The organism is Deltaproteobacteria bacterium (genome assembly GCA_029210625.1).
In the GTDB taxonomy this organism is placed as follows: Bacteria; Myxococcota; Myxococcia; order SLRQ01; family SLRQ01; genus JARGFU01.
The window spans coordinates 12,398-26,191 of the sequence record JARGFU010000017.1; the positions used below are offsets into that span (position 1 = coordinate 12,398).

At 73.0% G+C, this 13,794-nt stretch carries 13 protein-coding genes; 6 read left to right on the forward strand and 7 right to left on the reverse strand.

Annotated elements, in window-relative coordinates; translation table 11 throughout:
• Positions 1–108: 108 nt before the first annotated feature.
• On the forward strand, positions 109–750 hold the full coding sequence (locus P1V51_16275; protein MDF1564602.1) for a lysoplasmalogenase: 642 nt from the start codon (positions 109–111) through the stop codon (positions 748–750).
• Here P1V51_16275 and P1V51_16280 read toward each other — a convergent pair.
• Positions 741–1,652, reverse strand: coding sequence for a hypothetical protein (locus P1V51_16280; GenBank protein MDF1564603.1), 912 nt, complete (start codon positions 1,650–1,652; stop codon positions 741–743). The two genes, P1V51_16275 and P1V51_16280, sit on opposite strands and share 10 nt — an antisense overlap.
• Positions 1,653–1,734: 82 nt before the next feature.
• Between P1V51_16280 and P1V51_16285 the strand changes: the two genes are divergently transcribed.
• The 3 genes from P1V51_16285 to P1V51_16295 all read left to right on the forward strand — a co-directional run bounded on the left by P1V51_16285 (position 1,735) and on the right by P1V51_16295 (position 5,204).
• Positions 1,735–3,276 (forward strand): DUF4388 domain-containing protein, encoded by a 1,542-nt coding sequence (locus P1V51_16285; protein MDF1564604.1) that lies wholly within the window; start codon positions 1,735–1,737, stop codon positions 3,274–3,276.
• An 83-nt stretch (positions 3,277–3,359) separates the two neighbouring features.
• Positions 3,360–4,127, forward strand: coding sequence for a DUF4350 domain-containing protein (locus tag P1V51_16290; protein MDF1564605.1), 768 nt, complete (start codon positions 3,360–3,362; stop codon positions 4,125–4,127).
• Between the two features lie 243 nt (positions 4,128–4,370).
• A complete protein-coding gene (locus tag P1V51_16295) occupies positions 4,371–5,204 on the forward strand; it encodes a cytochrome C (GenBank protein MDF1564606.1) in 834 nt (277 codons plus the stop codon).
• 42 nt (positions 5,205–5,246) lie between these two features.
• On the opposite strand, the gene P1V51_16300 is transcribed toward P1V51_16295, so the two are convergent.
• The 3 genes from P1V51_16300 to P1V51_16310 all read right to left on the reverse strand — a co-directional run bounded on the left by P1V51_16300 (position 5,247) and on the right by P1V51_16310 (position 7,724).
• Positions 5,247–5,981, reverse strand: coding sequence for a hypothetical protein (locus P1V51_16300; GenBank protein ID MDF1564607.1), 735 nt, complete (start codon positions 5,979–5,981; stop codon positions 5,247–5,249).
• Between the two features lie 207 nt (positions 5,982–6,188).
• Positions 6,189–7,067, reverse strand: a complete 879-nt coding sequence (locus P1V51_16305; GenBank protein MDF1564608.1) for a hypothetical protein — start codon at positions 7,065–7,067, stop codon at positions 6,189–6,191.
• A gap of 39 nt (positions 7,068–7,106) precedes the next feature.
• Positions 7,107–7,724, reverse strand: a complete 618-nt coding sequence (locus P1V51_16310; protein MDF1564609.1) for a hypothetical protein — start codon at positions 7,722–7,724, stop codon at positions 7,107–7,109.
• Positions 7,725–7,909: 185 nt separating this feature from the next.
• Here P1V51_16310 and P1V51_16315 point away from each other — a divergent pair, with 185 nt between their 5' ends.
• Complete coding sequence (locus P1V51_16315; protein ID MDF1564610.1) at positions 7,910–8,632, forward strand: hypothetical protein; 723 nt, start codon at positions 7,910–7,912, stop codon at positions 8,630–8,632.
• A gap of 64 nt (positions 8,633–8,696) precedes the next feature.
• Positions 8,697–8,993, forward strand: coding sequence for a hypothetical protein (locus P1V51_16320; GenBank protein ID MDF1564611.1), 297 nt, complete (start codon positions 8,697–8,699; stop codon positions 8,991–8,993).
• On the opposite strand, the gene P1V51_16325 is transcribed toward P1V51_16320, so the two are convergent.
• From P1V51_16325 to P1V51_16335, 3 genes are read right to left on the reverse strand one after another with little or no spacing between them, the layout of a single operon-like run.
• Positions 8,990–10,714 carry a LysM peptidoglycan-binding domain-containing protein gene (locus P1V51_16325; GenBank protein MDF1564612.1) on the reverse strand — a complete coding sequence of 575 codons (1,725 nt, stop codon included), beginning with the start codon at positions 10,712–10,714 and terminating at the stop codon, positions 8,990–8,992. The genes P1V51_16320 and P1V51_16325 overlap by 4 nt on opposite strands.
• The gene (locus tag P1V51_16330; protein MDF1564613.1) at positions 10,711–12,411 is read right to left on the reverse strand and encodes a cytochrome c family protein; all 1,701 of its coding nucleotides are present in this window, start codon (positions 12,409–12,411) and stop codon (positions 10,711–10,713) included. The genes P1V51_16325 and P1V51_16330 overlap by 4 nt, the downstream gene beginning before the upstream one ends.
• Complete coding sequence (locus P1V51_16335) at positions 12,384–13,772, reverse strand: hypothetical protein (GenBank protein ID MDF1564614.1); 1,389 nt, start codon at positions 13,770–13,772, stop codon at positions 12,384–12,386. Before P1V51_16335 ends, P1V51_16330 begins: the two co-directional genes overlap by 28 nt.
• Between the last annotated feature and the right edge of the window lie 22 nt (positions 13,773–13,794).

The window sequence follows — 13,794 nt, forward strand, 5'->3', positions numbered from 1 at the left end:
CGAGATCATCCCTCCTCGCGATCGGGGGTTTCAACGGGGTTCATGCCCCAGGGGCACACTCCGGGGGTGATTGTCCCCTCGCCGCCTCGCCGGGGTAGAGTGCCTCCCGTGATCCGCGTCCTCTTCCTCCTGGGCCTCGTCACGGGGGCCGGCTACCTGCTGGTCCCGGACGACGCGAACACCCTCCTGCGGGTCTCCCTGAAGGCGGCGCCCGTCCTCTGCCTGGCCGCGGCCCTGCTGCTGCGCGGGGGGCGGGGGGCGCCCACCCGGCTGATCCTGGTGGGCCTCGGCCTCTCGGCGGTCGGGGACGTGCTGCTCTCGCTGCCGGGCGAGGGGTACTTCCTGCCCGGGCTGGTCGCCTTCCTCCTGGCGCACCTCGGCTACATCGCCGCCTTCCTCTGGCACGAGCGGCGCCTCGCGCCGCTGCGCCTGCTGCCCTTCCTCACCTGGGGCGCGGTGGCCGCCCTCGTCCTGGGCCCGAAGCTCGGCGAGATGCTGGTGCCGGTGATCGTCTACCTCTGCGTGATCCAGACCATGATGTGGCGGGCGGCCGCCCGCGACCTCTCCCTCCCCGCCGCGCGCCTGGCCCTGATCGGCGCGCTGACCTTCGGGGTCTCGGACAGCGTGCTGGCCTTCGACCTCTTCCACACCCCCTTCGGGGCGGCGGACCTGATCGTCATGCTGACCTACTGGGCCGGCCAACTGGGCATCACCGCCTCGGCGATGCAGGCGGCCGCGCCTCAGCGGTAGACGCGGACGACCTTCCCCTGCCGGTCGAAGCGGACGTAGCCGCTCTCTCGCTCGGAGCTGGCGTAGATCCGCAGCGCGAGCGCGCCGTCGTGGTCGCGGTCGACGATCAGGTGAGTGACCTCGGCGCCCTCGTGACCCAGCCGGGAGAGGGCGGTCTCCTTCAGCTCGTCGAGGCGCTCGAGGGCCACCTGGCGGGGGTCGAAGAGGTAGGCCTCGAGGCGCTCCTTCTGCCTCCCCGAGAGGCGCACCGGCTCCCCCTCGCTGGCGGCCACGCCGCGGTAGCGGTAGCGATCGACGTGGCGGGGGTTCTCCGGGCTGCGGGCCTCGATCGAGGAGTGGCCCTCGTGCACGGTCAGCTCGAGGAGGGCCAGGGGCGCCCCGAGCTTCGCCTCGTAGGCGGCGAGGGCCTCGGCCACCCCGGCCGAGGAGAGGAGGGTGCCGGCGCCCTCGGGCCGGGCGCCTCCCACCTGCCGCTCGACGGCCTCGACCTGGGCGCGCGCCTGCTCGAGGGCCTGGGCGGCCTGCTGCAGGGCGCGCTCCGAGGAGGCCCGGGACGCGGTGGAGGTCGTGACGGCGAAGCTCGTGCTCTGCTCGACGGCCCCTCCGGCGAGGGTGATCACGAAGACCACCACGCCCATCACCATCACCGCGACGCCGGCGGCGACCGCCACGATGATCCGGCTGGCCTGCCGGGCCTGGTAGGGGAGGGGGCTCCCGGCGCCGGCCGCCGAGTGGGCCGGGGGCGTCCACTGCGCCGGGGGCTGCCAGCCGGCGGGGGTCTCCAGGGAGATCCGGGTGGCGCTGCCCACGGCGTTGGGGGTGCCGCAGTAGGCGCAGCGGGTCGTGCGGCTCTCGCCCTTCACGTCCAGGGGCGCCCCGCAGTGTCCGCACTCGACGATCATGTCCCCGAGTATCCCCCCGCTTCCGGCCCCGGGTGAAGCTCCGGCCGGGCAGGGGGGCGCTCCGCGTGGTACAGATCGGGCGATGGGCCTCTTTCCCCCTGCCAGGGAGGTGCTCGCCGCGGGCGCCGGCGAGCTCGAGGGCACGGCCTTCCCGCTGCTGCTGAACGCGATCGCCGTGCAGGCGCGCACCCTCTGCCTGGAGCTGAAGCACAACAACCTCGAGAAGAAGATCTTCTTCGAGGACGGAGTGCCCGTCGGCTGCGAGACCAACCTCCTCCACGAGACCCTCGGCCGCTTCCTCGTGCGGGAGGAGAAGATCACCGACGAGCAGTACCAGGCGGCCCTCGGGGAGTGCGCCTCGACCGGCGTCCGGATGGGCGAGTGGCTGGTCCAGCAGCAGCTGCTCGCGCCCTACGATCTCTTCCGGCTGATGCAGAAGTCCCTGGCGCTGAAGATCCTCGACGCCTTTCGCTGGTCCAGCGGGCGCTGGCGCCTGGCCCTGGACGCCGAGTCCGGAGCGACGCCGCTGAAGATCAACCCGGCGCAGCTGGTGCTGACCGGCTGCAGCAGCAGCCTGCTCTACACCACGGTCACCGCCGCCCTCGCCGCGGTCGCCGGAGAGCGCTTCGCGCTCGTTCCCTCACCGCCCCACGAGCTCGGCAAGCTGAAGCTCTCGGGGAAGGACTCCCGCCTCCTCAAGGCCTTCGAGGCGGCGCCCGATCTGGGCTCGCTGCTGGCGACCAGCGCGCTCGACGACGAGGAGGTGCTGCGGCGCCTCTACGCCTTCCTCCTCCTGGGCTTCGTCGCCCCGGCCGACGAGGTCGCCCGGATGCCCTCACCCGGGCCGGCGCCCGCGGCCGCTCCCGTCTCCGAGGCGCCCGCCGCGCCCGCGCCCGTGCCGGCGGCCCGGCCGGGCCGCTCGCCGGAGGCGGTGCGCGACGAGGTGATGGGCCTCTTCCTGCGCTACCGCGATCTCGATCCCTTCGACCTGCTCGGTGTCTCGGAGGAGTCGAACTTCGCCGCGCTGCGGGAGGCCTTCCTCGCCTTCGGGGAGCGCTTCGCCCCCTGGTCCCTCTCCGCCTCCGGGGAGGTGTCCGCGGAGGTCGAGGAGAAGGCCGGCCTCCTCTTCCTGGCCGGCGCCCGGGCCTTCGCCGAGCTCGCCGACGCCGGCCGGCGCAGCGAGTGCGTCCGCCGCCGCCAGGAGCGGGCCGCCTCGAGGCAGGTGCGTCGCAAGGGCCCCGACTTCACGATCCGCACCGACCTCCTCGACGGCGAGACCCAGTTCGGCAAGGGCCGGGCGCTCCTGGCGAAGGGTGAGGTGGCCGGCGCGATCGAGCACCTCCAGTACGCCGTGGACATCGACCCCCGGCCGCTCCACCGGGCCTGGCTGGGCTGGGCGCACCTGCGCCGCGGCGGCCCCGGCAGCGCCGAGGCGAGGGAGGCCGTCACCCTCCTGGAGGGGGCGGCCCGGGAGGCGCCCCGCGTCGCCGAGATCTTCTTCTTCCTGGGGTCGGCCCGGCGGGCGGCGGGCGACCTCGAGGGGGCAGCGGCGGCGCTGCGCCGGGCGGTGCAGCTGGCACCCGAGCGCGCGGACTACGCGAAGGCCCTGGCCGAGCTGGCCTGAAGCGCGGCCGGAGTTGCGAGATCGGCGCGGGGTGGCCATGCTGCTGCCCCTCCCACCGGAACCCCTGCCTCGAGAGATCCATCATGTCGCGCCTGCTCCCCGCCGGACTCGCCCTCGCCCTCCTCCTCTCCCTCGCCACCGGCTGCCCCGGCGAGAGCCAGCCCCGGCACCTCCTCTTCGACCAGGGCCACGGCCAGCGCTTCACCATCGAGCAGGAGGGGGACCTCCAGCTCGGGCGCTTCGCCGAGACCTTGCGGGGGGAGGGCCTCGAGGTCGCCTCCACCACCGAGCCGATCACCCCCGAGCTCCTCGCCGGGGTCGACGCCCTCGTCATCTCGGGGCCCTTCAAGGCCTACAGCCCCGCCGAGGGCAAGGCGGTGAAGGCCTGGGTCGAGGGCGGCGGCCGCCTGGCCATCATGCTCCACATCGCGCAGCCGGTGTGGGGCGTGCTCGGGGACCTCGGGGTCGAGGTCGCCAACGGCGTGGTGCGCGATCCCAAGCACCAGCTCGACGAGAAGGCCATCAACTTCCGGGTCCCCGACCTGACCCAGCACCCCCTCAACGCGGGCCTGGAGAGCTTCAACCTCTACGGCGGCTGGCCCCTGCGCCCCGCCAGCGAGAAGGCGCAGGTCCTCGCCTTTACCGACGCCGGCGCCTGGGTCGATCTCGATCGCGACCAGAAGCTCGGGCAGGGCGACGCCGTGCAGAGCTTCGGGGTGGTGGTCGGCGGTGAGCTCGGCCAGGGGGCCTTCGTGGTCTTCGCCGACGACGCCATCTTCCAGAACCGGTTCCTGGTCGACGAGAACCTGAAGCTGGCGAAGAACCTCGGCGCCTTCCTCGGCGCCCGCTGAGGCCGAGTGCACCTCCGGGGCCCCCTCCGCCCCGGAGCACGGGGTCGCCCGACCGTCTGGAGTCCCGGACGAGGTTGAGGCTATGCTGCCGCCGCTCCCTCCACCGGCACCGATCGCGGCGCCGGTGATCTCCCCCTTCTGGCCGGGTCGAAATGGCGAAAGGGGGGGGCGGGAGCTGCGGTACGAGCATCTCGGCCCGAGGATGGGTCATCGAGCGTCAGGCAACTATCAGGAGGAGAGATCGTGTCGAAGAAGGCAATCCTGTGGGCGAAGCTGTCGGTGTTCCTCTGCGTGGGAGCGCTCTGTCTCCAGGCCGCTCCGGCGAGCGCCCAGCTCTCCGACGGCGACTGCGTGAAGTGCCACGCCAAGCCGCCGGCCGACATCAAGGAGGCCGGCCTGGCCCACAAGACCGACATCGGCTGCCAGGACTGCCACGAGGGGCACCGCCCCGCGAGCAAGAACAACATCCCCCAGTGCAGCAACTGCCACGAGGGTGAGAAGCACTTCGAGCTGAAGGGTTGCCTCAACTGCCACACCAACCCGCACCGCCCGAAGGACATCACCCTCGGCAAGAACGTCACCGACGCCTGCCTGACCTGCCACACCGATCAGATGGATCAGCTCAAGTCGTTCAAGAGCAAGCACTCCCTGAAGGCCTGCTCCTCCTGCCACGACAAGCACGGCAAGATCCCGGCCTGCGTGAGCTGCCACCAGCCCCACTCCAAGGACATGGGCGACGACCAGTGCGGCGTCTGCCACCAGGCGCACCAGCCCCTGAACGTCACCTACGCCGACGGCACCGACTCGAAGCTCTGCGCCTCCTGTCACGCCTCGCCCTACCAGCTGCTGCAGAGCAACGGCACGAAGCACACCTCGAAGGTCTGCGCGAGCTGCCACCAGTCGAAGCACAAGGCCATGCCCACCTGCCAGCAGTGCCACAAGGTGCCGCACCCGGCGGGGATCATGAGCAAGTTCCCGAGCTGCAACCAGTGCCACAAGATCGCGCACGATCTGAACAACTGGACCCGCGGCGCGGAGCCCGCCAAGAAGCCGGCGGCGAAGAAGAAGGGCCGGTAGCGGCGGCCCGGCGGCGGTCCCCTCGCGGGCCGCCGCCACGCTTCAGAGCGAGGCGGCGAGCGTGCGCAGCACCTCGCTCGCCCCCTCTTCGATCACCGCCCCGTGGCCGGGGACGAGGCGGACGACCTCGCCGCTCTCCGCCTGGGCGGCGAGGAAGTCGCGGTAGGCGGCGCGGCTCCGGCTGACGCGCATCATGAGGCGGCCGATGAGGGTGACGCGTGGGCCGCCGGTCGAGCCGAGCACCCGCCCGTAGAGCCACCACCACAGGCCCGGCTGGTGGGGGAGGTTGAAGAGGCTGTCGGCGAAGATCAGGCTCAGGCCGTCCTCGCTGCGCACGATCATCGCCCCCTCGACGTGGCGCTCGGCGTCGAAGTGGGAGAGCCTCACCGTCCCCTCGGGGTCGAGGCTCTCGAAGTCGTCGTAGGTGCCGTGGACGGCCTGCACCTTGGCGGCGACCATCTTGCGGGCGGGCACCGGGCAGATCACCTTCAGGCCCGGGTAGCGCTCGACGTAGCGGGCAGCGTCGAGGCAGTGCCAGCCGTTGGGGACGATCAGGAAGGCGGGCTGGCCCAGGGCCTCGAGCGCCTCCATCCCCGCCTCGTCGAGGGCGATGGCGCTGTGCAGCGCCAGCTTCCCCTCGCTGGTGCGAGCGACGCTCATCACGCGCCGCAGACCCATCTTCGGGAGCGCGCCCTCGACCCGCCAGAGGTTCTCGGCGAGCGGCTCCAGCGCGCCATGCTCGAGGACCTTCCACTCCCGCTCCAGCGCTCGGCTCATGATCGTGCCTCCCGCTGGCATCCTAAACCAGAGATCATGATTCCCGAACAGCGGATGGCGCCGCGGACGTGCCCGGATGCAAGGAAGGGTGAGGGAGCCTAGCCTTAGCTAGGTGACCGAGGCCTGACGCCGCAGGCGGGTGCGGCCTGCAAGCCAGGCGTGATCGGGAATCGTGATTTCTGGTTTAGGGTGGGGCGGTCGGGGCCGTCAGGCGAGGAGCAGCCAGGCGAGGAAGACCATCAGGGCGATCCCCGGCCGCAGCAGCAGGCCGATGACCCGGCCGGCGGAGGCGGCGACGATCCCATCCGAGGCGTCCTGCTGGAGGTGCGCGCCGATCAGATCGAGGGGGACGGCGCGCGCGGGCTTGCGGGGATCGAAGAGGATGGCCTCGGTGGACTCGTCCTCGAGGGCGGCGGTCTCGTGGGTGCGGACCGAGAAGGTGTGATCCGAGCCCTGGCGATCGAAGTACTCGAAGACCAGCTCGTAGACCGGCTGCTCGTTGATCCGGGTGTTGGTCGGCTTCTTCAGCTTCAGCACGGCGCGGGTCGCCTCGCCGTGGACCAGGAGGTCCTGCCAGCGGCCCTGGACGCGCAGGCGGGTCACGACGAAGGCGAGCCCGATGATCGGGAAGAGGAGTACGAAGAGCACCGCGGCCCCGAAGAGGGAGCGGCGGGCGCCGACGATCACCGCCGCCTCGGGGTGGTCGGGGAAGTCGAGGACCGTCACCGCCTGCCCGACCTGGTAGTCGTAGCCGCCGGTGACGTAGCTGACGACCTCCTGCTGCTCGCCCCGGCCGTCGGGGTAGCGGGCGCGCAGGGCCATCACCGGCTGCTCGTTCACCGAGGCCGAGGTGCCCTCGATGGCCACGAGCTCGCCGGGCCGGCGCCGGGCGTCCTCCTCGTCGAGGAGGAAGGAGCCGAGGTCCGCGTTGCCCACGAAGACCGCGGTGCCGATCAGGCCCATCGCCAGGAAGGCCCAGCCGATGAGCTGCACGGTCCCCGAGAAGAGGACGACGATCCGGGCGCCGAGGGAGACGCGGCGCGGTGGCTCACGCAGGGCTTCGAAGGAGAGGTCGCTGGCGGGCACGGGGCCCAGGATAGCCCAGGCCGCTTCCGCGGAGGTGGGCTAGAGCTCGCCGAGGGCCTCGAGCATGCCCTTGACCTGCTTGCGGTTCGCCGGACGGGCGGAACGCTCGCGCGAGGGGGCCGGGCGCGCCTCCGGGGCCGCGCGGGCGGCCGGGGCTTCCGGCTCCGGATCCGGGAGCACGATCGCGGTGGGCCTCGCGCGGGCCGGGCTCGGCTCGGTGGAGGCGGCCGCCGGGCTCCAGCTGGCCAGCGGCTCGTAGCGGCGCGGCTGGGTCGCGGCCGGGGGGGTGTAGGTGGAGCCGAGGGCCAGGTAGCGGTCGCGCGCCTCGCGCGCCTCCCGCTCGTGCCCGACCGACTCGAGGGTGTTCGCCAGCAGGCGCCAGACATCCGGGCGCTCGGGGTGGGCGCGGGCGGCCTGCCGGAAGAAGGGCAGGGCGGCCTCGGGCATCCCCTTGCGCACCAGCCCCTCGGCGAAGGCCAGCTGATCCTCGAGGTCCAGCTCCTTGCCGCTCTTGCGGGTCACCGGCGGCGCCCGGGAGGTGTCGATCTCCCCCAGGAACCTCGCGTCGTCCTCGAAGGAGCCGGAGGCGAGGGCCGCCGCGGGCAGCAGGGCGAGGGAGAGCAGGGTCAGGGTCTGGAAGGCGGGGAGGAGACGCATGCCCCTGGTAGGAGCAGAGATCGTGCCAGGGAGTTGGCACGCCTGGCAGGTCCCGGCCTGCGCCCCGGATCATGGAATTCCGGTGGCTTGGCAGATCGGGACCCGGCTCACTCCGGCGGGCCTGAGGGGTGCCGACCCCCGGGATCGGGGCCTGGATCCCGCGACCTGGTCTAGGATGCCGGGCCATGAGCTCCCCTCGCCGCACCCTCCTCGCCCTCCTCGCTCTCGTCGTGCTCGCCGGCCTCGGGGGCTGCCCGGGCGGCGACCCGGAGGGATCGTCCGCCGACGCGGCGGGCGACCAGGATGGTGGGGTGAGCGATGCCGGGCCGGGCGACGGCGGGGAGCGCGACGGGGGAGCGGATGCCGGCCCCAGCTGCGATCCCCTCGCGGCCGCCTGCGTCTCCGACGTGGCCGACTTCGGCACCCTCTTCACCCGCAGCAACGGCCGGGCCGACGGAACGCTCCTCGCCATGGTCCGGCCGGGGGACACCGGCTGCGCCCTCTACAACAACGACCACGCGGTGCTGCAGCTCTCCATCCAGGGTCACATCCAGCGGCTGGTGGTCGCCCTGGATGGGGTCGGGGTGCACGCGATCGCCGCGCCCCTCGTCGGTCCTCCCTACCAGGAGGGCTGGCACGAGAACGTGACGGTGGACTACCCGGGCGACCTGGGGGTGCACGCCGCCGACTTCGAGTCGGTCACGATGGACGGGGCGGTGGCCTTCCTCTGCGCTGCGCTCACCGAAGGCGCGCCGGTCTCGGTCTTCGCCTACTGCGACGGCGCCTACCCCTCCAGCGCGCATCAGATCCACCGGAACGACAACTACCCGGACGGGGCCATCGTCGTCGCCCCGGACTCCGGCGACCCCACCTGGCTGCTCTTCCGCTACGACGGTCAGCAGTTCTAGCCCGCCGCCGGGCCGCGCTACGATGGAGCGGCGCCCGGTCGTCACCGGGGCGAGGAGGCGAGGCGTGGCCCAGAACGACCGGCCGGAGGCGGGGCGCTACGAGGTGCGGGTGGAGAAGGGAGCGCCGCGAGGCGATCTCTACGAGCTCGAGCAGCGCACCCGCTTTCACGTCATCGACCGGCGCTCGGACCAGGTGGTCCTCACCTTCGAGGGGTTGATGGAGGCCAGCCTGAGCACGGACGGCGGAGGGTGGGGCGACGCCTCCTACTCCGGCGTGGAGGAGGTCCTCGTCGCTCCCGGCGGCACCTCGGTCCTCGTCCGCCACCACGACGGCCGCGAGGAGGAGGTGCCGCTCCCCTAGGGAGCGATCCGGAGCTGCTGACCGATCTTCAGGTCGGTGGGATCCTCGATGGCGTTCCACGCCTGGATCTCCTCGACGGTCACGCCGTACTTGCGGGAGAGCTGCCAGAGGGTCTCGCCGGCGGCGAGGGTGTGGAAGCGGACGGGCTCGGCCTCGGCCTGCTTCACCGGGGCGTCGGCGGCGGGCTTCAGCCGCAGGCGCTGGCCGACCGCGAGGTCGACCTTGGGGCCGCAGTCGAGCTGGTTGAGCTCGCAGAGGGTGCGGGTCGTGAGGCCGTGGTGGCGGGCGATGGACCAGAGGCTCTCGCCCCGCTCGACGTGGTGGAACTCGGGGAGGGGGCCGCGGCGGATCAAGGCCGCCGCCCGGGGGGGCGGCGCGCTCTGCCCCGGAATCTGCAGCTTCTGCCCGGGCCGGATCGAGCCGGGATCGGCGAGCGCGTTGGCGCGGATCAGGGCGTCGGTGGAGAGCCCGTAGCGGCGGGAGATACCCCAGAGGGTCTCGCCGGCCTCGACCACGTGCACCCTCCCGGCCTGGTGCAGGCTCGCCACCGGGAGGCTCTCGCGCAGGGTCTCGAAGCGCTCCCCGGAGCCGGGGGGGAGCTTGAGCCGGAAGGGGGGATCGCCGACGGGCACCGGCGGGGTGATCCACTTGCGCAGGGAGGGGTTGGCCTCCTTGAGGGCCTCGACCGGGACCCCGAGGGCGTCGGCCACGTCGGTGAGGGCCCGGGGCCGGCGCACCTCCACCACGTCGTAGGTGAAGGCGTCGAGGACCGGGGCCGGGCGCTGGAAGCCGAAGGCCTCGGGGTAGGTGCCGATGATCGCCGCCGCGACGATCTTCGGGACGTAGCGGCAGGTCTCGGTGGGGAGCGCCTTCTTGCGGCAGAGCGACCAGTAGTCGTCGTCGCCCAGGCGGGTGATCGCGCGTCCGACCCGGCCGGGCCCGCCGTTGTAGGCGGCGAAGGCGAGGAACCAGTCGTCGAACTCGCCGTGGAGCCAGGAGAGGAAGCGGGCGGCGGCCTCGGTGGAGGCCTCGGGATCGCGGCGCTCGTCCACCCACTCGTCGATCCGCAGGTCGTACTCGAGGCCGGTGGGCTTCATGAACTGCCAGAGGCCCACGGCGCTGGCGGAGGAGTAGGCGTGGAGCGAGTAGCCGCTCTCGATCATCGAGAGGAAGACCAGATCCCGCGGGACGCCGGCCCGGGCGAGGTGGCGCTGGAGGAAGGGGATGAGGCTGCCGCTGCGCTGCAGGTAGCGCTCGAAGTGCTTCCGCCCGCTCCCCTCGCTGAAGTAGTGGATCAGCTCGCGCACCTCGTCGTTGAGCACCAGCGGGATGTCGAAGATCCGCTGGGCCACCCGCAGGTCGAGGGCCGCCAGCCCCTGCTGGCCGCTCGCCAGGCCCGGGGAGGGGGGAGGGCAGCCAGCGCAGAAGTGGGCCGGCCCGAGCGAGGGGAAGAGGGCCGCCTGGGCGCGCAGCGCCAGCGGGCTCCCCGCGGGCAGCCGGCAGGCCTCGTCCCAGGCCGCGCCGCCGACCTCGGCCGGGGTGGGGAGGAGCCCGACGCTCAGGACTCCCGCGCCGGCCGCGCCCGCGCCCGCCGCCGCCGTGGCGGCGACCGAGGAGGTCGCCGGGGTGGCGCCCTCGTCGGGGGCGGCGTCGGTCTGGGCGCGCGCGGCGAGCGGCAGCGCGAGGAGGAGTCCGGGGACGAGGAGGCCCAGGGACCTCATCGCCCGGCCTCTCCCCCGGGGCCGGGAGGCTGCTGCTCCCCCGCGGCGGGCGCCTCCCGGGCGGCGTCCTGGCCGTGGCCCGGTCCGAGGATCTTGGCCCGGTAGGCGGCGGGCTCGAAGTCGGGGCTGTGCAGGCCGCGGTGGCACTGACGGCAGAGCCCGGCGGGGGGCTCCCGCCGGATCGAGGCGGCGTCCTGCTCCCGGACGTGGGTGCTGCCGGGGCCGTGGCAGGCCTCGCACTGGACGCCGCCGGCGCCCAGCCCGGCGTAGGCGCGCTCGATCAGGTGGAGGCGGCAGACCCCGCCGTCGCGCTGCCAGCCCGTGAGGTGGCAGCCCACGCAGTCGAGGTCGGCGGTCTTCTGATCCTGGACCAGGGTCAGCCAGGCGGTCGCGTGGGAGGTCGTCCGCCAGAAGGCGGTCGCCTCCGCGTGGCAGCCCTCGCAGGTCCCGCCGCCGACGTAGCTCGGGCCCCCGTCCGGCGGCTCCGGGCAGGGGCGGCCCCGCTCCCGGGAGTGGGCGAGGTTCACCTCGGCCACCGTCTCGTCGTAGCGCTGGATCAGCTCCCGCGCCCACTCCGCCTCGGCCAGCGAGGCCTCGACCGCCTCGAAGCTCACCCGGAAGGCCGGCGCCCCCTCGGGCCAGGGCTCCCCCGCGAGGGCGGCGGTGATCTCCTCCCGGAGCATCCTCACCTTCTGGCGGTAGAAGGAGCTCGACTCCTCGTCCCCGGCCTCCTGGGCCGCCCGGGCCTTCTCCTCGAAGCGGGCGATGCGCTCGGTGAGATCGGCCGGCGGCTCGCTCGCGGGCGTCGTCAGCATCCGCGGGCGCACGCGCGGGGTCTTCCCGGAGGGCGGCCCCCCCGGCAGGCGCAGCTCGATGACGGCCAGGCCCCGGCCCTGGCTCAGGAGCCGCACGATGGGGACGGCGCCGTCGATGACGCGGGCCTTCTCCCCGTCCTTCACCGAGTCGTAGCCGGAGACCACGATCAGATCGACCCCGCCCTCCACCAGGGGGGCGATCCGGCGTGCCGTCGCGGCGCCGGTGGTCATCAGCAGGACCGAGAAGTCCGGGCGAGCGCCGGTGCCGATGGCCGAGGCGATCAGGCGCCGGATCCGCCCGGCGAGCACCCGGTCGCTCTTGCCGCTCTCGGGCAGGTCGTCGAGCGCGGCCTGGGCCACCAGGATCCGCTCGGAGCCGAGCGGGAAGATCTGGGCGTTCACCGCGTTGCCGGGCTCGGAGAGCTCGGCCTCGTCCCAGCGCCGCGCCAGGGAGGGCAGGAGCTTGCGGTCGGAGGGCGCCACCACCGTGTGGACGTCGAGCTGGCGCAGCACGTCGATGATCGTCTGGTGCTTGGCCCGGGCCTGGACCTCGGCCGCGCCGGCGTCGGCGCCGGACTCGGCTTCGCCTCCCCCGAGGGTGTGGCCGGCGTCGAGGAAGAGGGTGGGGCCCTCCCGGGAGAGGGCCTCGATCCGTCCGGCGGTGCGCGCCAGGCCCCCGAGCATGTCCTGGACGCAGCCGCAGGGCTCCAGGTAGCCGCGCAGATCCGAGAGCACCACCAGCCGCACCGGCGTGTCGTGCGACGCCGCCGGCACCTCGTCCGCGCCGCCCGCCGGCGTCTTGCAGGCCGGCAGGGCGAGGAGGAGCAGGCTCAGGCCCGCGGCGAGGCGGGTACTCAGAGGCAGGAGTTGTTGGGCACGCACTGGAGGTTCGGGTTGGTGCCCCCCTCGTACTCCACCCGCCGGCAGGTGTAGCCGCTCGGGCAGGTGTCGGGGTTGTTCACGATGGAGCAGGCCTGCCCGCAGACCTGGGTCGAGATGTCCCGCCAGCCGGTGCTGGGGCACTCGACCCGGGTGACGCAGCGGTGGACCGCCGCGCAGAAGCCGTCGAAGGGGGGATTGCCGCATTGTGCGCTCGCCGTGCACGTCTCGCCGATGTTCAGACAGACACAGGTGTTGGAGGCCGTATCGCAGGCCAGGTCGTTGGTACAGTCCTGATCGCGCAGACATTCCACGCAACGATCCGCGATCAGGTTGCAGACCGGCCGGTCCGTCGGGCAGGTCGCCGAGGAGTCGCAGCCCTCGACGCAGGCGTTGGCCGTGCACTTGTAGCCGGGGTTGCAGTCGGTGGCGATCATGCACTCGACGCACGCACCGAAGGGTCCGGCGTTCGGATCGCAGACCGTCTGGTCCAGCGCGTCCGCGGGGGGGCAGTTCGCCGAGGAGGCGCAGCCCGAGACGCAGGTGGAGGGCCCCGGGTCGCAGACCCTGCCCATGGGGCAGTGGGTGTCGGTGAGGCACTCCACGCAGGTGCCCTCGGGGTTGCAGACCATGCCGCCCGGACACTGGCCGCCCTCGGTGCACTCCACGCACTGGCGGGTGGTGGGGTGGCAGTAGGGCCGGGCCGAGAGGGTGCAGTCGGTCGACTGGGTGGGCACCGTGCACTCCACGCACTGACCGGCGATCCCCGAGCCCGCGCCCTCGCAGCGCTGCCCGACGGCGCAGTCCATCGCCTCGAGGCAGCCGGGCTGGCAGGTGTTCACGTTCTGGGGGTTGGCGCTGCCGTCGTCGCAGTGCTCGCCGTCCGCGCACTGGCCCGGGCCGGTGCAGGCCACGCAGCGCCCGGAGGCCGACTGGCACAGGGGGCGCAGCGGGTCGAGGCACTGGCTGTCGAAGGCGCACTCGGCGCAGCCGCTCACCCCGTTGTTGCAGATGAAGCCCACGTCGCACTCGTCATCGAAGGTGCAGGGCTCCATGCAGACGCCGGCGGTGGGCGGGCAGATGAAGTCGCCGCCGCAGTCGGCGTCCGAGCTGCAGACCTTCTGGGTCGAGCTCTTGCAGGTCTGATCGGTGTCGCAGAAGGTGTGGCCGGCGCAGATCGAGTTGCCGCAGTCGCCGGTCACGAGCGTGCAGATGCCCTCGACGCAGTCATGGTTGTCCGGGCAGTCGGTGTAGAGCGTGCAGGGAACCCCTGCGTCGTTCTTCCCGCCACCGCCGATTCCGGTGCAGCCCGCCGCCAGTCCGAGCAGCAGCAGGCACCCTCCACTGAAGATGATCCCTCTCATGGTCCCCAAGGCTACCAACTTC

Bases quoted from the DNA above. Each gene is read 5' to 3' on its own strand.
- P1V51_16280 (MDF1564603.1), bottom strand. From the start codon at position 1,652: ATGATCGTCGAGTGCGGACACTGCGGGGCGCCCCTGGACGTGAAGGGC.
- P1V51_16285 (MDF1564604.1), top strand. From the start codon at position 1,735: ATGGGCCTCTTTCCCCCTGCCAGGGAGGTGCTCGCCGCGGGCGCCGGC.
- P1V51_16290 (MDF1564605.1), top strand. From the start codon at position 3,360: ATGTCGCGCCTGCTCCCCGCCGGACTCGCCCTCGCCCTCCTCCTCTCC.
- P1V51_16300 (MDF1564607.1), bottom strand. From the start codon at position 5,981: ATGAGCCGAGCGCTGGAGCGGGAGTGGAAGGTCCTCGAGCATGGCGCG.
- P1V51_16310 (MDF1564609.1), bottom strand. From the start codon at position 7,724: ATGCGTCTCCTCCCCGCCTTCCAGACCCTGACCCTGCTCTCCCTCGCC.
- P1V51_16315 (MDF1564610.1), top strand. From the start codon at position 7,910: ATGAGCTCCCCTCGCCGCACCCTCCTCGCCCTCCTCGCTCTCGTCGTG.
- P1V51_16325 (MDF1564612.1), bottom strand. From the start codon at position 10,714: ATGAGGTCCCTGGGCCTCCTCGTCCCCGGACTCCTCCTCGCGCTGCCG.
- P1V51_16335 (MDF1564614.1), bottom strand. From the start codon at position 13,772: ATGAGAGGGATCATCTTCAGTGGAGGGTGCCTGCTGCTGCTCGGACTG.